Origin of the sequence: Kitasatospora sp. NPDC005751 (genome assembly GCF_040630835.1) — a bacterium.
Lineage (GTDB): Bacteria > Actinomycetota > Actinomycetes > Streptomycetales > Streptomycetaceae > Kitasatospora.
Genome location: NZ_JBEXYC010000087.1, coordinates 1 through 18,174 on the forward strand (window position 1 = coordinate 1; position 18,174 = coordinate 18,174).

The 18,174-nt window shown below is 72.7% G+C and carries 17 protein-coding genes; 6 read left to right on the plus strand and 11 right to left on the minus strand.

Features of this window, described 5'->3' with window-relative positions:
* Nucleotides 1-118 precede the first annotated feature (118 nt).
* A complete protein-coding gene (locus ABZ497_RS34655) occupies nucleotides 119-517 on the minus strand; it encodes a hypothetical protein (protein ID WP_359811580.1) in 399 nt (132 codons plus the stop codon).
* A gap of 1,056 nt (nucleotides 518-1,573) precedes the next feature.
* Here ABZ497_RS34655 and ABZ497_RS34660 point away from each other — a divergent pair.
* Nucleotides 1,574-1,924: a beta/gamma crystallin domain-containing protein gene (locus ABZ497_RS34660; RefSeq protein ID WP_359811583.1), complete on the plus strand. Its 351-nt coding sequence runs from the start codon at nucleotides 1,574-1,576 to the stop codon at nucleotides 1,922-1,924.
* Between the two features lie 64 nt (nucleotides 1,925-1,988).
* Here ABZ497_RS34660 and ABZ497_RS34665 read toward each other — a convergent pair whose 3' ends face one another.
* The 4 genes from ABZ497_RS34665 to ABZ497_RS34680 all read right to left on the minus strand — a co-directional run bounded on the left by ABZ497_RS34665 (nucleotide 1,989) and on the right by ABZ497_RS34680 (nucleotide 6,091).
* On the minus strand, nucleotides 1,989-3,365 hold the full coding sequence (locus tag ABZ497_RS34665; RefSeq protein WP_359811585.1) for a glucose-6-phosphate dehydrogenase: 1,377 nt from the start codon (nucleotides 3,363-3,365) through the stop codon (nucleotides 1,989-1,991).
* Between the two features lie 354 nt (nucleotides 3,366-3,719).
* Nucleotides 3,720-4,250: a hypothetical protein gene (locus ABZ497_RS34670; RefSeq protein ID WP_359811588.1), complete on the minus strand. Its 531-nt coding sequence runs from the start codon at nucleotides 4,248-4,250 to the stop codon at nucleotides 3,720-3,722.
* The gene (locus tag ABZ497_RS34675) at nucleotides 4,219-5,520 is read right to left on the minus strand and encodes a NucA/NucB deoxyribonuclease domain-containing protein (RefSeq protein ID WP_359811591.1); all 1,302 of its coding nucleotides are present in this window, start codon (nucleotides 5,518-5,520) and stop codon (nucleotides 4,219-4,221) included. The genes ABZ497_RS34670 and ABZ497_RS34675 overlap by 32 nt, the downstream gene beginning before the upstream one ends.
* Before the next feature lie 34 nt (nucleotides 5,521-5,554).
* The gene (locus ABZ497_RS34680) at nucleotides 5,555-6,091 is read right to left on the minus strand and encodes a hypothetical protein (RefSeq protein WP_329485186.1); all 537 of its coding nucleotides are present in this window, start codon (nucleotides 6,089-6,091) and stop codon (nucleotides 5,555-5,557) included.
* A 285-nt stretch (nucleotides 6,092-6,376) separates the two neighbouring features.
* Between ABZ497_RS34680 and ABZ497_RS34685 the strand changes: the two genes are divergently transcribed.
* Together ABZ497_RS34685 and ABZ497_RS34690 are read left to right on the plus strand one after the other, a co-directional pair.
* Nucleotides 6,377-6,565, plus strand: a complete 189-nt coding sequence (locus tag ABZ497_RS34685; protein ID WP_329485184.1) for a hypothetical protein — start codon at nucleotides 6,377-6,379, stop codon at nucleotides 6,563-6,565.
* Nucleotides 6,566-6,853: 288 nt separating this feature from the next.
* Nucleotides 6,854-7,654 carry an LPXTG cell wall anchor domain-containing protein gene (locus tag ABZ497_RS34690; RefSeq protein WP_359811594.1) on the plus strand — a complete coding sequence of 267 codons (801 nt, stop codon included), beginning with the start codon at nucleotides 6,854-6,856 and terminating at the stop codon, nucleotides 7,652-7,654.
* Between the two features lie 308 nt (nucleotides 7,655-7,962).
* Here ABZ497_RS34690 and ABZ497_RS34695 read toward each other — a convergent pair whose 3' ends face one another.
* Nucleotides 7,963-9,468 (minus strand): alkaline phosphatase family protein, encoded by a 1,506-nt coding sequence (locus ABZ497_RS34695; RefSeq protein WP_359811597.1) that lies wholly within the window; start codon nucleotides 9,466-9,468, stop codon nucleotides 7,963-7,965.
* A gap of 545 nt (nucleotides 9,469-10,013) precedes the next feature.
* On the opposite strand from ABZ497_RS34695, the gene ABZ497_RS34700 reads away from it, so the two are divergent.
* Both ABZ497_RS34700 and ABZ497_RS34705 read left to right on the plus strand, forming a co-directional pair.
* A complete protein-coding gene (locus ABZ497_RS34700) occupies nucleotides 10,014-10,616 on the plus strand; it encodes a carbonic anhydrase (RefSeq protein WP_359811600.1) in 603 nt (200 codons plus the stop codon).
* A gap of 43 nt (nucleotides 10,617-10,659) precedes the next feature.
* Entirely contained in the window at nucleotides 10,660-12,135 is a 1,476-nt protein-coding gene (locus tag ABZ497_RS34705) for a SulP family inorganic anion transporter (protein ID WP_359811603.1), read from the plus strand.
* Between the two features lie 129 nt (nucleotides 12,136-12,264).
* Here the strand turns inward: ABZ497_RS34705 and ABZ497_RS34710 are convergent, their stop codons facing one another.
* The 4 genes from ABZ497_RS34710 to ABZ497_RS34725 all read right to left on the minus strand — a co-directional run bounded on the left by ABZ497_RS34710 (nucleotide 12,265) and on the right by ABZ497_RS34725 (nucleotide 16,532).
* Complete coding sequence (locus tag ABZ497_RS34710) at nucleotides 12,265-14,610, minus strand: excinuclease ABC subunit UvrA (protein ID WP_359811606.1); 2,346 nt, start codon at nucleotides 14,608-14,610, stop codon at nucleotides 12,265-12,267.
* Nucleotides 14,611-14,770: 160 nt separating this feature from the next.
* Nucleotides 14,771-15,067 carry a DUF3253 domain-containing protein gene (locus ABZ497_RS34715; protein WP_359811608.1) on the minus strand — a complete coding sequence of 99 codons (297 nt, stop codon included), beginning with the start codon at nucleotides 15,065-15,067 and terminating at the stop codon, nucleotides 14,771-14,773.
* A gap of 91 nt (nucleotides 15,068-15,158) precedes the next feature.
* Complete coding sequence (locus ABZ497_RS34720; protein ID WP_359811610.1) at nucleotides 15,159-15,491, minus strand: hypothetical protein; 333 nt, start codon at nucleotides 15,489-15,491, stop codon at nucleotides 15,159-15,161.
* A gap of 189 nt (nucleotides 15,492-15,680) precedes the next feature.
* Nucleotides 15,681-16,532: an alpha/beta fold hydrolase gene (locus ABZ497_RS34725; protein ID WP_359811613.1), complete on the minus strand. Its 852-nt coding sequence runs from the start codon at nucleotides 16,530-16,532 to the stop codon at nucleotides 15,681-15,683.
* Nucleotides 16,533-16,632: 100 nt separating this feature from the next.
* On the opposite strand from ABZ497_RS34725, the gene ABZ497_RS34730 reads away from it, so the two are divergent.
* The gene (locus ABZ497_RS34730) at nucleotides 16,633-17,040 is read left to right on the plus strand and encodes a helix-turn-helix domain-containing protein (protein WP_359811616.1); all 408 of its coding nucleotides are present in this window, start codon (nucleotides 16,633-16,635) and stop codon (nucleotides 17,038-17,040) included.
* Between the two features lie 82 nt (nucleotides 17,041-17,122).
* Here the strand turns inward: ABZ497_RS34730 and ABZ497_RS34735 are convergent, their stop codons facing one another.
* Complete coding sequence (locus ABZ497_RS34735) at nucleotides 17,123-18,001, minus strand: nuclease (protein WP_359811619.1); 879 nt, start codon at nucleotides 17,999-18,001, stop codon at nucleotides 17,123-17,125.
* Between the last annotated feature and the right edge of the window lie 173 nt (nucleotides 18,002-18,174).

Below are 18,174 nucleotides of genomic sequence, written 5' to 3' on the forward strand. Positions count from 1 at the left end.
GTTGAAAATTTATACTATCTGGTGCGGCACCAGCGGCCGTAGGGGGAGGAGTTGTTCCGTCGGGCGCTCCGCCCCCCCCGTGGCCCGGGCCCGGGCCACGGCAGGGGCGGTCGGCCCGTCACACGTAGATCTCGTTGGTGCAGTAGGTCTTCCAGGTCGGGGGAGCCCAGCTGAGGTACTTGGTGCCGCAGAGGTGGAAGCTGTGGACCTGCTCGAACTTCTTCGCGGTGGACTTGCCCCGGTCGACGGCCAGTTCCGGCTGCACGTGTCCGAACGAGTCGGTCACGACGACGGTGGCCTTGAAGTAGGTGCCGGGGTCGGCGGCGTACAGCCACACCCAGCCGGACGAGCAGTTGTCGACCTGGACCTGGATGTTCTCATTGGAGTAGTACTTGGTGCAGCCGGCCGTGGCGGCGGTGCCCGCCGACGCCGGGGCGGCCGACAGGCCGGTCAGCGCGGCGACGGCGAGGCCCAGGGCGCCAGCCGTCCTGGCGAGCCCGTTCGACGGTTTCCTCATGGTGATGACTCCTCGGGTGTGCTGGTGTGCGGAACGCCTCCACTGTCCCGGCGCAGTCACCCGGGCGGCATCCGTCAGATGACTGCAGGGCGCGCACGTGCCTGATCGACCGCCCCGGAGCCGGCAGCCGTGCACGGTCCTCGCCCGACACCCGGCCCGTGGCGCGTCGAAGAGTCGCCGCGAGTCCGTCCGGACCGCCTCCACCCGGGCCCGCGGCACCTGCTCGACCACGTAGCGGGCGCCGCCCCCGGGGACACCCGACCCGAAGATCAGCAGGCCCCGGCAGTGCCCTGCCGGGGCCGACCTGGTCTTCTCGGGACCACCGCAGAACCTACCGGTGGGCACTGACATCCGCGCGCCGGAGCCTCTCGCCGCGCGCCCGGGGGGTCAGGGACGGTGGCAGCCCTCGCGGCTGGAGGGCCGGCCGGGGGCGAGGCCGCGGACCCGGACGGAGGTCCCGTTCGGATTCTCCCGGTTCACCGCGGCGGCGCCGAGCCCAAGTCCCCTGGGCGGTGCTCCCGGCCGGCCCGGCCGCCGGACGAGCCGGTCCGCGGGGGCGGCCGACGGGAAAATGCCGATTCCGGGAATTCGACGGTCCGTTTCCGTCCGGTGCTCCTGCTGTTCCGTGGCATGGCTTCGTGGCGAGGAAACGAAGGATAGGTCGTACGTCTGCGGAACGCCTCATGTGCGGACGGGCGGTGGCGGGTTCCACTCATCCGCCGAGCGGTCGCCGCGGCCCCGCGTCCCACCGCCCGGTCCGGCCGGCGGGCGACGCTCCCGTTTCCCCAGGTCGGGGCGGGAAGGATCGGCGCGAGTACCGGTCGCGCGGGTGGCGGCCCTGGCGCGCCGACCATCACCACTCATGGCCCAGCGGTCCCAGCGGCCCCGTCCGGTACGAGGAAAGCCGGATGGATGTGACCGATACGCGGTCAGTTCGTCACAGCCGTCATTGACCACGCCGCCGGTCGCCCCAATGCTGGGTCGAGTACGACTCAACCGGAGGTCGGTCATGTTGTACGTATCCGATTCGGTTTTCGATTCGTCCGAGGAGAATTCGTGATCTCGAAAACGAGGAAGCTCGTGAGTGCCGCGGTCGCCACCTTCGCCGCGGCGGCCGCGTTGACGGTGGCGGTGCCGTCCAGCGCGTACGCCATCGACCACGTCGAGTGCCGGGGAGGCGAGAACTTCCTGAAGATCTGGTCGCACCTCGACGGGCGCCAGAGCGTGGACTGCTACGCGAACGGGGGCCGCACCGACTTCGGCAGCTGGTGGGTCGACCGGATCTCCACCGGGAACAACGACCTGATCTACTACGACGCCAACGGCGACTCGGTCCGGATCAACCGGTGGACCGACATCACGTTCCCGAACCGTCCGCCGCTGGTGAAGTCCATCGAGATCCTCTGACGGACCGCAGTGCGGACGCGCCGCACCGCCGACCGGCCGGCCGGCGGTGCGGCGCGTGGTGAACCTACGGGTGGGGGCCGGGGAGCCAGGGCGGCCGCCAGGTGGTGCGGCCGAGGCCCGGGGTGGGTCCCCACGTCCCGCGCGCGTACGGCACCGGCGCGGGCGGGTGGTCCACCAGGGGCTGGATCACCCGCCAGGTCTCCTCCACGACGTCCTGCCGGGTGAACAGCGAACGGTCCCCGGTCAGCGCGTCGTTGAGGAGCCGCTCGTAGGGTTCGGGCGGCCTGCCGAGTTCGGCGGCGAACGACAGGCTGAGGTGGACGCTCCGGGCCGAGCGGCCGGATGCCTCCTTCGAGAGCATGCCCAGCCGCAGCGCCGGGTCCGGGTCGATCCGCAGGACGAGTTCGTTGGCGTCGGGGTGCGCGGGCTGGTCCAGGAACGCGAGCCGGGGCGGGCGCTTGAAGACCACCCGTACCTCGGTGGCCCTGGCGGCCAGGGCCTTGCCGGCCCTGATGGAGAAGGGCACTCCGCTCCATCGCCAGTTGTCCACCTCCAGGCCGAGTTCGACGTAGGTCTCGGTCACCGAGCCGGACTTGACGCCGGGTACGTCGAGGTAGCCCTCGTACTGGCCGCGCAGGCAGTGCGCCGGATCGACGTCCGCCGTCGCGCGGAAGACATCGACCCTCCGGTCCCACAGCGCGTCCGGGCCGGGGCCGACCGGCGCCTCCATCGCGACCAGGGCGAGCACCTGGAGGAGGTGGTTCTGGACCACGTCGCGCAGCGCGCCGACCGGGTCGTAGAACGCTCCCCGGTCCTCCACCCCGAAGTCCTCGGCCATGGTGATCTGCACGGCCGCCACGTGGTCGCGGTTCCAGACCGGTTCGAGCAGCGAGTTGGCGAACCGCAGGAACTGGATGTCCAGCACGGGCTGCTTGCCGAGGAAGTGGTCGATGCGCAGGATGCGGTCCTCGGGCAGCACCCGGTGCAGCCGTGCGTTGAGGGCCCTGGCGGAGGCCAGGTCATGGCCGAAGGGCTTCTCCAGCATCACCGTGGCGTGCGTGGTGAGGCCCGCCGCCGCCAGCGCCTCCACGACCGGGCCGAACAGCGAGGGCGGGATCTCCAGGTAGAAGAGCGGCCTGGCGGCGCCCTCCAGCAGCGCGCCCAGCGCCTGGTAGGTGGCCGGGTCGGTGAAGTCGCCCCGCAGGTAGGAGAGCCGTCGGGCCAGCCGTTCCAGCGGCCCGGCCGCCACCTCCTCACCGGCTGTCCGCAGGGCCTCGCGCAGGGAGGCGACCAGGTGGTCGTGCGACCAGTCCTCCAGGGCCACGCCGATGATCGGGCAGTCCAGGAGGCCGGCCGCCTCCAGGCGGTAGAGCGATCGGAAGGTCATCTTGTGCGCGAGGTCGCCGGTGATGCCGAAGATCACCAGGGCGTCGGCGGTCACCGTCGGGCTCCCGGTCGCACGGATCCACGGCCGCCCGGCCGGCCGCGGCGGGCCGCCCGGGCGCCGGTCGCCTCATCCGGCCCGGCCCCTGACCACGCGGAACCGTCGGACGGCCCCCGCCGCTGCGGCACTCGCACCGGGGCCGTCTCCGTGAGAACACCGCCGGGGCCCCTCAGGTGCGCCCGGCCCGGCCCCGACTGACGATCGCTCATGGAGGGACGATATAACCCGACGTGTCGACTTGCTCGCACTGCGGAGCGGCGTCGCGCCTCGGGTCGCCGGTCACCGGTCCCGGTGTCCACCGGACGGCCCCCGGCTGCCGCGAGCCGCCCGGGCGGGTGCCCACGAGAATCATCACGGGTGCCGGTGGGGCCACAGCTGGAGCAGCCAGTGCTCGGCCCGGTGGGGGAGGAGGGACGGGGTGGGGTGGAGGGCGCCGCGGTGGGCGGCGAGCGTGTAGCGGCCGGGTGGGAGCGGCAGCGCGGCGGCGGCCGGGAGGTGGGAGACACCGGAGGTGAGGGCGAGGCGGCCGCCTTCGAGGTCGACGGTGAGCCGGATGTGCTGGGGCCAGTGGCCGGGCGGGGCCGGGGGCCGGGCCGTCCAGTACTGGAGGGTGACGTGGGGGTAGTGGTCGGACAGGGCGCTGTTGAAGGTGACGGTGCCGCCCGCGGTGGTCGCGAGCCGGCCGGGGCCCGGGGTGGGCGGCCGGTCGTCGGCGTCGCCGCTGGGCGGGGCGGCGGTGTCGACGAGGTGGAAGAGGTGGTTCTCCGCGCGCACCTCGGCGGCGAGTTCGGTGGCGAGTTCGGCGGCGGGGGCGGCCGGGGGCCGGTCGGCGCGGGGGTCCACGAGCGGGTCAGGGGTCGATCTGGACGTGGAACGGGTCATTGGTGAAGTCGCTGCCGAGGATGCGCCGGTTCTGGTAGAAGCCGCTGAGCCGGCCGCCGGAGCCGCGGTTGTCCCAGTCGTGGATGGGCTCGACGCTGTAGTTCTTGAGGTTGTCGTCGGCGCCTTCGAGGGTCGACGCGAAGGGGTACTCGTCACAGTCCAGGCCTTCGTGGGCGTAGTCGGGGAAGTACTTCAGGCAGGCGGCGACGGCGACGACGCGGTGCGCGTCGATGGCGTTCTGGTCGGCGACGCGGTGCAGCGGGGCCGCGCCGGGGGCGCCGGGGATCTGCTTGTTCGGCGCGTCGGGGACGGTCTGGTCCGGGTGGTACTGGGCGGTGACGATGTGGTCGGCGGACTCGGGGTGGTCGGCGCGGTGGAGGTGCAGGGTCTCGGTGACCCAGGGGAAGACGCAGCCCTCACCGGAGGCGGTGCCGACGAGGTAGGAGGCGGAGTCGCAGCGGATGCCGCTGTTGGGGCCGTCGTAGGGGTTGGCCGCGCCCTCGCCGATGACCGAGACGTGCGCGGCGAGGTCGGCGTAGCTGATGAGGGCGCTGCCGATGCCGCCGGCGGAGTCCTGACGGAAGGAGTAGTAGCGGCTGGTGATCGAGCCCTCGGCGGCCCACAGCCCGATCGGCTGGACGTAGGGGCCGCCGAAGCCGCTGTCGACGACGCAGGGGCCGAACCCGGGCCGGGCGGTACAGGTGACGTCGACGCTGAGCGGTACCTCGGCGATGTCGCCTTCGAGCCGCCAGTTGTCGAGGACCTGGACGACGTCGACCTCGCGGCGGACGTTGTGGCCGTACTGGACGTCGGTCATCTCGGCGTCCGCGCTGCCGGTGACGGAGCAGAAGATCCACCAGCAGGTGACGTGGGTGGGGTGGAGGTGGAAGGCCTGGCAGGTGACGAACCGCGATTTGCCGTACCCCTGGTCGTGGAAGGCGGCGTCCTGCTCGCGGCACTCGTAGGCGGGCAGGTCGTCCTGGCCGGAGCGCTGGGCGGTGCGGGGAGCGTGGTTCTCGTGGGGACCGGGCTCCATGGCGCGGATGCGCCCGAGGAGCCGGTCGAGGGGCTGTTCGTGGCCGGGTTCGGTGAGGGGGACGTGGGCGGGGGCCAGCAGGACGTAGTCCCGGCGTGCGGCGGCGTCGCCGGCGCCCGCCGCGCGGGCGGGGGTGACGGCGACGGCGGTGGCCAGCGTCAGCAGCGCCGTGACGAGGGCGGTCACGGCGCCGCGCCGGCGGGGCCGGCGGTGGGTGGGGCGGTCCGAGCGCATCGTTGCCTCGATTCCTGTTCTGGGAGTCCGGGGCTCAGGAGCGGGGGTCGATGCGCCACCCGCGGGGGTCGCCGATCACCTCGGTGGAGGTGTCGGTGATGACCTGCCGGGTGTAGGAGTCGCGGAAGAGCCGGTGCTTCACGTCGAACGCGGCGAGGTCGTTCGCGCACGTGCCGCTGGGGTAGCAGTGGTCGACGCGGATCTTCAGGACGACGGTGCGGTAGTCGGGCGTCTGGTCCTGGTTCTGGAACCAGGCGCGGATCCTCCAGCCGGCCAGACCGTAGCCGCGGTTCGGTGCGGCCTGGGCGACGTCGAACGTCCACTCGTTGGCGGGCGTGAAGGCGCACGCGTTGATCGAGGCGTCCACCTCCGCGGCGCGCTCCCAGTCGCCGTAGCGGTTGAGCGCTTGCAGGTGGTAGGTGGGGGAGGGGGCGCACGCGGTGGCGGCCTGGTCGGCCCGCGCGGTGGTGCTGGGCGTGAAGGCGGTCGCGGCGGCGATCGTCAGGGCGGCGGCCGCGAGGCGGAGCGCCGTGCGGGGGGTCGTGCTGTTCATCCGGGTCGTGCCCTTCATCCGGCTTCTCCTCGCTTGACTGTTCGTGGACTACCCATTGAACGTGACATCCAGTCATCGTGCGGACACATGCTGTCATCCGAGTGGATCGCCTTCGCCCTCGTGCGCCCTGGTTCGCGCCGTCCCCCGGCCGGCCGGGTCCGGGTCCCGCCGAGGGGGCGGGGCGGGGACCGTCCGTTCCGCTCGGCGCCGGGGTGCGGGGGCGACGCGGCCGGACGTGCCCGCGCCGGCCGGCCGCAGTAGCGTGGGCGGTCGGCTTCCGAACAAGGCAACGAGGAGGTAGCAGTGTCAGCCGTGAATCGTGACCTCTCCACACTCGGCGGCTCGCTGGAACGGGTGGCCCGGCCCCCGGACGGGACGGTCGCGGACCGGGCCCGCGAGGTCGTCTCCGCCTACGCCCGCGACCTGGAGGACGAGCAGCTGCTCCTGGCCGTGCTCGGTCTGGAGGAACCGGCCGAGCGGACGGCCCCCTGAGGCACGGCCCTCGGCAGGGGGCAGCTCACCCACCGGCCCCTCGCATCGCGCCGGAGGGTTCGGCTGTCCGGCTGTCCGGCTGTCCGGCTGTCGGTGCCCCCGGTGGTCGGTGGCGCCACGTGGTCGGGGGCGATGCCGCGGTTGGCGCACAGGGGTGTCCGAACTGTTACGTCCGGGGTGTGACGCGCCGGACGGCGACGGCGCTGAGGGACATGAGACGACCGTGACCGGTCCGGTCGGACCGGTCGGCGTCCCCTCTGCGACCACCTCTGACAGCGAATGGTGACCATGCGCGCTTCCCTCACTACCCGCGCCGTTCTCACGGCGGCGGCCGCCGGCCTCCTGATCCTCCCCACCGCGCCTTCGGCCTTCGCCACCGCCGGCACCTACACCGTCCCCGTCCACCAGGACCTTCCCGTCACGGCCGCCGGCTTCGGCGAGCACGAGGCGAAGTGCGGGTCGATCGGGGCCGACCAGGACGGCTGGCACTTCGTCCTCCCGGGGAACTCGACGGACTTCGTCAAGCTCACGGTCTCCTTCGACAACGGCGCGCCGCAGGTGGTGACCGTGTTCGGGCCGCCGACGGGCAAGCACGCCTATGTCGGATCCGCCCCGGGCGCCAAGCTGACCTCGGCCAGCGCGGAGGTGACGGGCGGCGAGGTGAAGTGGTTCAACCTCTCGCACACCTGCCCGGCGGTGCGTGCCACCGCGAGCCCGACGCCGTCCACGCCCGCGCCGTCCGCCCCCACCACTCCGTCGGCCTCGACCACCCCGTCGGCCTCCACCTCGCCGAGCGTCTCCACCTCGCCGGGCGCCACGACGACCGCTTCCGTCTCCGCGTCGCCCACCGGCAAGGCCTCCTCCAGCCCCACCGCGACGGTCGCCCCCTCGACGGGTTCGACCTCCGGCGTGACCGCGGGCGAGTCGCCCTCGCTCTCGGCTTCGCCCTCGGAGTCGGTGGCGGCGAGTGGTTCGGACCACCTGGCCTCGACCGGCGCGAACGTCGGCCTGACCCTGCTCGCCGCCGTCGTGCTGGTCGGGGCGGGCTCCGTCCTGGTCATGCGCCGCCGCAAGGCGGGCCGGCACTGACCTGACCGTCGTCCGACACGGTGCGGGCGGGGCGGCCCACCGGCCGGTCCCGCCCGCACCGTCCCGAGCCGGTCGGGCGGCGGCGCCGCCGGCGCGACCGCGTCGCGACACCACGACCCGGGCCCTGGCGGCCGTGTTACGGCAGGCGGGTGAGGGGCGTGACGGGCGCCCCGGCGGCCGGAGCCCACGACGGTAGGCCGGAGGGCGGTGGCGGGAGGGCGGTGGCGGGAGGTGTCGCTGCTCCCGCCACCGCCCTCCGCCGTGGCGGCCCGCTGCTCCGGGCCGACGTGTCCCGGGCGGGTGGTGCGTCAGGAGGTGACGGAGACCTGGTCGACCGTCCAGAACGCGCTGTTGGTGCCGGTGTAGCGGAACTGGAGCTGTGCCGTGGTCGCGCCGGCCGGGACGGTGACCTGGAGCTTCTCGAAGGTGTTGAGGTCACTGCGGTAGGACTTCACCAGCTGCGGGGTGCCGGTGCCGAAGACGACGTACAGGTCGCCGGTCTGCGGGCCGTCGACCTTGTAGTCGGTGGCGAAGGAGACGGTGGCCCGGGTGCCGCTGACCGGGAACGCCGGGCTGATCAGCGTGGAGTCGAACTGCCCGGCGCCGTGCGACTTGTCGTCCCACTCGTCGGAGTCGGCGACCGCGAAGACGTTGCGGGCCCGGACGTTGGTCTCCCGGGACTGGCCGAGCTGGGCCGCCGTCCAGAACTCGTCCGTGGCGAAGGCCCAGCCCCGCCACTCGGTGATGCCGCCGCTGGGCATCCGGGAGTTGTCGATGGTCCAGCCGGACGGCGGGGTGTGGGTCCAGCCCTTGGTGGTGGCGGGGATGCCGGTCTCGTCCACCCGGGTCTGCAGGCCGGGGCGCAGGGCGTCGAAGGCGTCGGGGACGATCTCGTCGATCGGCTTGCCGTCCAGCTGCCAGGCCGGCTGGAGGGCGACACCCTCGTGCTTGAGGACGGTGGGCGCGATGTCGACCGGCTTGACGTCGAAGCGGGTCGAACCGGCGGCGTAGCCGGCTCCGTTGACGATCTGGAAGGTCTGGCGCTCGACGGCGCTGTTCCCGCCGTGGCCGCCGGCGTCGGTGTGGCCGTGGTCGGTGGTGACGATGATCAGCCAGTCCTCGGAGGCGTAGGTCGCGCGGTTGCGCACCGCCTGGACGACCTGCCCGACCAGCGCGTCGACCGAGTGGATCGCGGCGGCGTACTGGGAGCTGGTGCCGCCGTAGCTGTGGCCCGCCTCGTCGACCTCGTCGAAGTGGAGGAAGGTGGTGTCGGGGTTCCCGTTGGTGAGGTAGTCGGCGGCGTCCGAGGCGGTCTTGACGTCGTTCTCGCTCTCGTCGATCCGCAGGTCCGCCGTGCCGTGGAAGACGTTGTCGGCGATCGGGTTCCAGGAGGCGGCGACCAGGGTGGAGGCGCTGGGCGAGGCAGTCTCCAGCCGGGTGGCGAAGTCCGGGTAGAGGTCGAAGCGGGAGCCGGCGAAGGTGTTGTCCTTGACGCCGTGCCTGTCCGGCCAGACGCCGGTGGCGATGGTGGACCAGCCCGGCCCGGAGAGCGTCGGCGCCGACGGGCTGGCGTAGAGGTTGCCGGTCGCGGTGAGGCCCGAGGCCATCAGCGCCTTGATGGCGGGCGCGTCGGCGGTCAGCAGCTTGTCGTACCGGGTGCCGTCGACGCCGATCACCAGGGTCTTGGCCGTCCTGGTGCCGTTCGGCAGGCCCTTGTACGGGCCGGTGGCGGCCGAGGCCTGGACGCCGGTGAGCGGCAGCAGTGCCGCGGTGAGCGTGACCGTGGCGAGGGCGGCCCGGACGGAACGGGACATGTGCACAGGAACTCCCTTGGGGAGATGGGGAGATGGGGGGAGGTGCGGGACGGGACGGCCGGGGGGAACACGTGCTCGGGGCGGCCGCCCGCCGAAGAGTGTGGAGCCGCACGGCGATCCCCCGGCCTCACCCAACGCACGGCTGCGTGAACAACTCTCGAACTTGGATTCAGACCGGTTACCTATTCGTGACCATCCGTGCGCGGCGGACGAGGTGCGCGACGGACGAGGTGCGCGCCGGAGCGCCGGCGCGGCGCCAGGCGCGCCGCCCGCGCCCCGTACCGCTCCGGCACGACGCGGTAACAAGATGTTAACCGGACCGGCGCACTTTCCTCCCAGATGCGGGCTTTACCTTCTTCATGGCCGTGCTTTACTAGCGCTTGACGATGCATCAGGTCATCGGGGGATCACCGAAGGTCACCGGCCGTGCGGCTCCGCCGTGCCCGACGGCCGGTCCGGGCCCGGGGCCTGGGCCGAACGTCCCCTGCCCGATCCCGATCGCCCGCCCGCCGTCCGTGGCGGGAGGCAGAAGGAGGCATGCCCTCATGGAACCGTTGATCGACCGTGCCCGCGCCTTCCCCGAGCGCGCCGGCCGGGCCGGCCGCGAACTCGACGGCCTCGCCACCGGTCAGTCGCCGCAGGCGCTCTTCATCACCTGCTCCGACTCCCGGGTGGTGCCGGCCCTGATCACCGGGGCCGCGCCCGGCGACCTCTTCGAACTCCGCACCGCGGGCAACATCGTCCCGCCCTACCGTGCGGACTCCGCCTCCGGTGAGACCGCCACCATCGAATACGCCGTGGACGTCCTCGGCGTGCGCGACGTCGTGGTGTGCGGCCACTCGCACTGCGGGGCCGTCGGCGCGGTGGTGCGCGGCGACGACCTCAGCCTGGCGCCCGCCGTCCGCTCCTGGCTGGGCAACGCCGACCGCGGCGTTCTGCGGGCCGACGGGACGGACGTCTTCGACCCGACCGTGGCCGGGCCCGTGCAACGGCACGTCCTCGCCCAGCTGGAACAGCTGCGCGGCTACCCGGGCATCGCACGGCGACTGGTCGACGGCCGGGTCCGGATCCACGGCTGGTTCTACGAGGTCCACACCGGGCTGGTGCTCGCGCACCGGGCCGACTCCGGGCTCTTCCTCCCGCTGTGACCGGCCGCCTGCCCTCCGTCCACTCCATCGAACCGAGGACCTGATGATCCGTCGTCCCGCCCTCCGGCCCGCCGACCTGCGGGCAGACCTGGCCGCCTCCCTCGTCGTCTTCCTGGTCGCGCTGCCGCTCTGCGTCGGTGTGGCCGTCGCCTCCGGCGTCCCGGCCGAACTCGGCCTGCTCACCGGCATCGTCGGCGGGCTTCTCACCGGGCTGCTGCCGGGCAGCAGCCTCCAGGTGTCCGGCCCCGCCGCCGGCCTCACCGTCCTGGTGTTCGCGGCCGTGCAGGAACACGGGCTCGCCACCCTCGGCGTGATCACCGCGGCCGCCGGACTGCTCCAGATCGGCATGGGCGCGCTGCGGCTGGGGCGCCTGTTCCGCGCCATCTCGGTCTCGGTCGTCCAGGGCATGCTGGCGGGCATCGGCTTGGTGCTGATCTCCGGGCAGCTCTACGCGCTGGCCGACGCGAAAGCGCCCAGGAGCGGACTCGACAAGCTGGCGGGCCTTCCCGGCCTGGTCCTCGACACCGTGACCTCGACGCGGGCGCTCACCGCCGCCGCGATCGGCATCGGCACCATAGCCGTTCTGGTGCTCTGGCCCCGGCTGCCCGCCCGGGTCCGGGCGGTGCCCGCGCCGCTGGCCGCCGTCGCCGCGGCCACCGCCGCAACCGCGCTGTTCGACCTCTCCGTCGGCAAGGTCGAGGTCGCCGGTCTGGCCGGGGTGATCGACCTCCCTGGCGGCGCGGACCTGGCGGCGCTCGGCGATGTCGGCGTCCTCGGCACCGTGCTCGCGTTCGCCCTGATCGCCTCGGCGGAGAGCCTGTTCAGCGCCGCGGCGGTGGACCGCCTGCACGGCGGCCCGCGCACCCACTACGACCGGGAGTTGATCGCCCAGGGGGTCGGCAACACGGTCTGCGGCGCTCTCGGCGCGCTCCCGATGACCGCCGTCATCGTGCGCAGCGCCGCCAACGTCCAGGCCGGGGCGCGGACCAAGGCCTCCCGCGTGCTGCACGGCCTCTGGCTGCTGCTGTTCGCCGCGCTGTTCCCCGCCGCGCTGTCGGTCATCCCGCTCGCCGCGCTGGCCGGGGTCCTGGTGCACGCCGGGGCCAAGCTCGTGCCGGCGAAGGCGCTCGTTCCGCTGTGGCGGACGCACCGCGGGGAGGCCTTGATCCTGATGGCCACGGCGGTCGCCGTCGTGGTGACCAACCTCTTCGAGGGGGTGCTGCTCGGCCTGCTGCTCTCCGTGCTGAAGAGCGCCTGGGACACCTCGCACCTGCACGTGGAGGTCGACGAGCGCGGGGACGGAACGGTCGGGGTGACACTGGCCGGCAACGCGACCTTCCTCCGCCTGCCCCGGCTCCTGGACACGCTGGAGCGACTGCCCGCCGGCCGGACCGTCCACCTGGACCTGACCGGCCTGCGCCACCTCGACCACGCCTGCCGGACGGCGCTGGAGACCTGGGAGGAGCGCCACAACCGGGTGGGTGAGGCGCTCGTGGTGCGCGTCCCGGTCGGTGTCTGACCGCCGCTGCCAGGTCTGCTGCTTCCGAGGAGGCGACGGCGCGGTAGCGGCGGATCGGCCGTCGCTGCCGTGCGGCCCGCGCCGTGCCGCCCCGCCGAACCCGCGGTACTCAGGAACGGCCGCGTCGCGTCACCCGGGGGCGGTGGCTCCGGCCGTGCCGCGGGACGCGGCCCCGGTAGCCCGCTGTTCGGTGGCCGCCGCCAGCGCGCGCCCGGTGAGGGAGTCTGTCCGGCGCAGCAGTTCGGCGGGCGGGCCGGCGAAGAGCAGGCGGCCGCCGTCCGTCCCGGCTCCGGGGCCGATGTCGATCACATGGTCGGCCTGGGCGACGACGCGCAGGTTGTGCTCCACGACCACCAGCGTCGCACCGGCGTCCACGAGGTCGGCGAACAGCAGGTCGAGCCGTTCGACGTCGCTGGGGTGCAGACCGGTCGTCGGTTCGTCCAGGACGATCCGCTCCTCGGCGAAGCCGGGCGAGCTGCTGAGGTGCCGGGCCAGCAGGAGGCGTTGCTTCTCGCCGCCGGAGAGGGTGTCGAGCGACTGTCCGACGGCGGCGTAGCCGAGCCCGACGCGTTCGATCCAGCCCATCGTCCGCACGATGTCGGAGCGGTCCGCGAAGAGGTCCGCCACGGGGCCCGCCGGCATTCTCAGCACGTCGGCGATCGTCCGGCCGTCGAGCTGGACCTTCATGGCGGCGGGGTTGAAGCGTTCACCCCCGCAGACGTCGCAGGGTGTCGCGACGTCGTCGAGGAAGGCGAGTTCGGTGGTGATGTAGCCCCTGCCCCGGCAAGTGGGGCAGGCGCCCTTGGAGTTGAAGCTGAACCAGGCCGGTTCGAGCCCGGAGGCGGCACTGAACGCCTCGCGCACGCTGTCCGCGACGCCGAGGATGCTGAGCGGCATCGACCGTACCCCGCCGCGCAACGGGTCCTGCCCGACGACCGTGAACTCGGGGTGCTGCCGGGGGAGTTCGTTGGTGGCGAACGAGCTCTTGCCGGAACCCGCCACGCCCGTGACCGCGGTGAGGACGCCGAGCGGAATGTCGACGTCGAAGCCGGCGAGGTTGTGCGCGGAGGCGTTCTCCACGCGGACGAAGGCTCGCGGCCGGCGGTTCGCGCGTGCGAGCGGCAGGGGCGTCGAGAGCAGCCGTCCGGTGACGGTGTCGCTGCCGGCCAGAGCCTTCGGCGTACCTTCGAACTGCACCAGCCCGCCCCGTGAGCCCGCCCCCGGTCCCATGTCGATCACATGGTCGGCGATTCGGATCACCTGGGGGTGGTGCTCCACGACCACCACGGTGTTGCCGGCGTCGCGCAGCCGCAGCAGGAGGTGGTTGAGACGTTGCACATCGGCGGGGTGCAGGCCCGTCGAGGGCTCGTCGAAGACGTAGGTGATGTCGGTGAGGGCGCTGCCCAGGTGTCGGACGATCTTGACCCGTTGTGCCTCGCCGCCGGACAAGGTCGATGACTCGCGGTCGAGCGAGAGGTATCCGAGCCCCACGGAGAGCAGTGCGTCCAAGGTCCGCCGGATCCCGTCGAGGGCCGGTTCCACCCGCGGATCCGCCAGCGCCGCCAGGAGTTCGCGGAGCTCGGCCACCGGCATTGCCGACCAGTCGACGATCGAGCGCCCCTCGATCAGGCTGGCGCGGGCCGCGGCGTTCAGGCGCGCTCCGCCGCACTCATGGCAGACGCGGTGCGTCGTCAGACGGTCCAGCTCCTCCCGCACCTGCGGCGAGATCTTGGTCGGACGGTTCTTGACGTACACGTCCCGCATCCGGGTGACGACGCCGTCGAAGCGGGCGGTCTTGGGGAAGCGCGGATCCGGATTCGGCAGCTTCAGCTGATCCGCGTAGAGGAACAGCCGCATCTCGTCCCGCGTGTAGTCCTTCAGCGGCTTCGCCCGGTCGAACAGGCCGCAGTAGGCGAAGCGCTTCCAGCGGTAGACGCCGGGACGGAACTGGCTGAATCGAACAGGTCCCTCGTCGATGTTCTTCTCCGGATCGATCAACTCCTCGACATCGATGTCGACGACAGTGCCGAGGCCTTCGCACGCGGGGCACATGCCCGTCGGATCGTTGAAGGAGTAGGCCGGCGAGTATCCGGCGGAGGGCACGCCGATCCGTGAGAACACGAGTCTGAGCAGGGGAGCGAGGTCGGAAGCCGTCGACACCGTCGACCGGGCGTTTCCGGTGAAGCGGCGCTGATCGATGATGACCGTGAACGTCAGACCGCTCATCGACTGCACCTCGGGCGCCGGCATGTGGGGAAGGCGGTTCCTCACGAACGACGGGTACGAGTCGTTCACCAGACGTTGTGCCTCGGCGGCGATCGTGTCCAGCACGAGTGAGGACTTGCCGGACCCGGAAACCCCGGTGACCACGGTCAACGCCTTCTTCGGCAGGTCGACGCTCACCTGGGCGAGGTTGTTGGCGGCCGCTCCGACGATACGGATGAGGGACTCGCCTGCTGCAGCGTGATCGGCCATGGCCGCCATCGTAGGCGCGGCCCACGGGGACGGGGTGCTGCGCGCGACGCGCCGCACTCGGCGAGCCCCCGGCGGGGGCCCTCGCGCCGCAGCCGCCCGCGCGCGCTCTGACAGCACGGCTCTCTTCACCGGCCACCACCATCGGGACCGCGGGGATGGCCTACGGCTCGGTGCGGGTCGTTCGTCCCCGCGCTCGACGAATGCGGATCGGGCCACGGGCCTCGGCGGGCGTCACAGGGCGCCCGGCCTGAGTGACCTCGACCTCACCCGCCGAAGCCAGCCGCCACGCGGCCCGGCGAGTCGGCTCCATCAACGCGCGCCATCCCTCGCCCTCTCCCGCGTATGCCGCCCGGGCGGCATCGGAGGGGCAGATCGACGAGGTCGGCCCACGACGCTCCAGCAGAGCCAGAATGGTCCGCTCGACGAGCCGGTCGACCTTCTGCGGATCCTTCGCCACCACCCGAGTATCGCACTGTGCCGGTCGGGCCGGCCCGACCAGGCACGGGTGGGAGCGGTGCTCGGAGAGCCGGTGCGGGTGGCCGGGGCCGTCACCGCTCGCTGCTGGCGTCCAGGTCCGCGAGGCCCCGCTCCCATCGCTCGCGGCGCTCCCGGGGGGACTGCTCCCACCACGGCGTCCCCCGTTCCCCGAGGGCCGTCTTCGCCGCATGCACGCGGGACCGGGCGTCGCGCTCCGCCTCCGAGTCCCCCGCCGCCAGGGCGCCGCGCACGGCGCGCCGGGCCGCCATCAGGTGGTGTCGTAGACGAGCGGCCGTGGATTCGGGCAGGGACGGGTCCGTCGCCCGCCACCGGCGGCCGTCGATCACGACGAAGTGCCCGTCGGCCGTCTTCTCAGGTCCCTGCCGCTGGGTGCCCACAGGCATGATCCTCGGGGACTGGGGCCATCGGCGCGAGCCGAGGAGCTGATCGCCGAGCCGTCTTCCTCCGCCGGCCCGGTGGGGGAGGAGAAGGGACATCACGGCAGCCCTGACCCGGTTCGGGGCCGAGGATGCGCGAGCGGGAGAAGGGCACCTCGGCCGGGGCGTGCATCGGACGCCGGCCCCCGGACATGGTTACCCTGCTTTCGCCTCCGCACCGGCCAGGAACGGACGCAGCAGCCCGAGCAGGGCGCGGGGGCGGTGCAGCGGGATGATGTGGCCGCAGTCCTCGACGACGTGTCCGGTGAGGTCGTCGGTGATCGGGCGGAGCTGGCGCTCCAGCGCCGTACCGACGGGCCGGGCGCCCACCGCCATCGTCGGCACCGTCAGGCGCGCGGCGGCGACCGCCTGTTCGACCTGTACCGCGCTCTCGGGCAGCGCCCGGTAGTACGAGAACGCGCGGCTCAGCGCCTGGCGGCCGGTGTACGCGCGGACGAAGGCGTCCCGGAGGGCGGGGCGCACCCCGTCGCCGAGTGTGCCGGAGCGCAGGAACCAGTCGACGTAGGCCGCTTCGTGGCCCTCCAGTACGGATTCGGCGAGGCCGGGCGCGGCGGCATGGAAGCCGAACCACCACGGCGGGCCGTCGGCGAGGAACTCCTCGGCGCCGGGCAGCCTGCCCAGAAGGGCCTCCATGACGACCAGGCGCCGGACGAGACCGGGGCGGCGCAGGGCGAGGAGGAAGGCCGGTGCGGTACCCGCGTCGATGCCCACCACCGCGGCCGAGGCCACGCCGAGCGTGGCGAGAAGCGCCGCGGCGTCCTCGGCCAGGGTTCCCGCGTCGTACCCGGCGGCGGTCCCGCTGCTCGCGCCGAACCCGCGCAGGTCCGGGGCGATGACGCGGTAGCGGCCGGACAGACCGGCCATGACGTCCGTCCACACCTCCCAGGTGTGCGGGAAACCGTGCAGCAGCAGGACGGCCGGGCCCGATCCGGCGAGGGCGACGTTCAGTTCGACACCGTTGACGGGGACGCGCCGCAACTCGGGCATGGAGGGCTCCAGAGGTGGTGAGGAATGGTGACCAGGTCACGCTAAGGAACTACGCTGACTCCTCCAAGACGGCACTTTTCCTTCAGGTGGTGAGCCCGGAGTGACCACATCGAGGCCCGGCGAACCCGGTCGGCGGCCCGGTGAGCGGGGCGATCTGCTGGATCCGCTCTGCCCGACCCGCCAGTTGCTCGACCGGATCGGCACCAAGTGGACGTCGATGGCGGTCAAGGTGCTGGCCGAGGAGGCGCCGGGCGAGCTCCGTTTCGCGGAACTGCGGCGCCGTTTCCCGGGCATCTCCCAGAAGATGCTGTCCGTCACCCTGCAGAGCCTCGTCCGCGACGGCCTGGTCGCGCGCCGGGTGGAGCCCACCGTGCCCCCCGCCGTCCACTACCGGCTCACCGAACTCGGCCTCTCCCTCGAAGAGCCGCTCTCCGCCCTGCGGGTCTGGGCCGAGACACACATGGCGGAGATCGACCGCAGCAACCGCCTCGCCGACGAGTCACCCTGACGAGGGCGTCGAGCCAACGCGGCGTCACGGACCGAGGATGCCGGCGGCACACCTGCCGTCGGCCCTCCGGTTCACTTCTCGTTCACTTCTCGACGAAGACGATGTCCTCGATGCCGGGGCGCAGCTTCACCGTGCCGCCATTGATGTCGATCACGCGGTGCAGGCCTCTGGTGGAGGTCGTCTGCTCGGAGAGGAAGAACTCGTCGTCCGCGCCGGCCAGGTAGGCGGGGAGCGAGTCGAGGGAGGGGCCGAACAGGCGCAGGTAGTCGGCCAGGCGCCGGAACAGCTTGGGCAGGATGACCAGGTGGTCGGTGATCGAGCTCAGGTCCTCGATCTCGGCGCCGCTGTGGGTGACGTCCGTGGCCCAGACGCTGCCGGGTGCCTTCGCGGCCTGCGCCTGCCGGGCGGTCGCCGCCATGTCGAGGCGCAGTTCCCGGGGCAGGTTCGAGTAGAACGTCGGGTAGACCAGGCCGCGGGAGAGCAGTTCGTGGTTGGCGCTCTGGCGGAGGAGCGGTACGTCGACCCTGATCATCGTCCCGCTCCTGGCGTCCGGCGTCGGAGTTCCCCGGCCGACCAGGGCGATGCAGCGGCCGTAGGTGTCGGCGCCGCCGGCGAGGACGAAGCCGGGGACGGTGTCCGGGGTGGCGGAGGTGACCTTCTCGTCCGCCCCGCGCGTGACGTCGGTGAAGCCCAGCCAGGTCAGCAGGGCGTCCCGGGCCGCGTGGGCTCCCAGATCGAGCGGCTGGTGCACGAAGTCGGGGCCGACTCCCTGGTAGTGGGTCTCCAGTGCGTCGATCCCGTCCAGCCGGAGGCCGGCGCCGCCGTGGGCGTTCCGCTTGACCTTGTGCTCACCGGGCAGCTCGGGCCAGAAGCCGGGGTCGTCGGGGAGGAAGTGGACGGTGTCGCCGTCCGGTTCGAAGTTCTTGATCTCGTAGCGGCCCTTGACGAGCATCATGGTCATGAGTGCCTCCGGTGGCTGGACTGTGACTCATTGTGATGCCCTTCGTGGACGGACGGTGGGACCGTGCCGTCGGCGCGTTCGGCGCGTTCGGCGCGTTCGGCGCGTTCGGCGCGTTCGGCGCGTTCGGCGCGTTCGGCGCGTTCGGCGCGTTCGGCGGGGCGCGCCGGGGCCGG

Bases quoted from the DNA above. Each gene is read 5' to 3' on its own strand.
- ABZ497_RS34725 (WP_359811613.1), bottom strand. From the start codon at position 16,532: ATGCCCGAGTTGCGGCGCGTCCCCGTCAACGGTGTCGAACTGAACGTC.
- ABZ497_RS34675 (WP_359811591.1), bottom strand. From the start codon at position 5,520: ATGCGCTCGGACCGCCCCACCCACCGCCGGCCCCGCCGGCGCGGCGCC.
- ABZ497_RS34695 (WP_359811597.1), bottom strand. From the start codon at position 9,468: ATGTCCCGTTCCGTCCGGGCCGCCCTCGCCACGGTCACGCTCACCGCG.
- ABZ497_RS34670 (WP_359811588.1), bottom strand. From the start codon at position 4,250: ATGACCCGTTCCACGTCCAGATCGACCCCTGACCCGCTCGTGGACCCC.
- ABZ497_RS34700 (WP_359811600.1), top strand. From the start codon at position 10,014: ATGGAACCGTTGATCGACCGTGCCCGCGCCTTCCCCGAGCGCGCCGGC.
- ABZ497_RS34690 (WP_359811594.1), top strand. From the start codon at position 6,854: ATGCGCGCTTCCCTCACTACCCGCGCCGTTCTCACGGCGGCGGCCGCC.
- ABZ497_RS34705 (WP_359811603.1), top strand. From the start codon at position 10,660: ATGATCCGTCGTCCCGCCCTCCGGCCCGCCGACCTGCGGGCAGACCTG.
- ABZ497_RS34680 (WP_329485186.1), bottom strand. From the start codon at position 6,091: ATGAAGGGCACGACCCGGATGAACAGCACGACCCCCCGCACGGCGCTC.
- ABZ497_RS34720 (WP_359811610.1), bottom strand. From the start codon at position 15,491: ATGCCTGTGGGCACCCAGCGGCAGGGACCTGAGAAGACGGCCGACGGG.
- ABZ497_RS34735 (WP_359811619.1), bottom strand. From the start codon at position 18,001: ATGACCATGATGCTCGTCAAGGGCCGCTACGAGATCAAGAACTTCGAA.
- ABZ497_RS34655 (WP_359811580.1), bottom strand. From the start codon at position 517: ATGAGGAAACCGTCGAACGGGCTCGCCAGGACGGCTGGCGCCCTGGGC.
- ABZ497_RS34710 (WP_359811606.1), bottom strand. From the start codon at position 14,610: ATGGCCGATCACGCTGCAGCAGGCGAGTCCCTCATCCGTATCGTCGGA.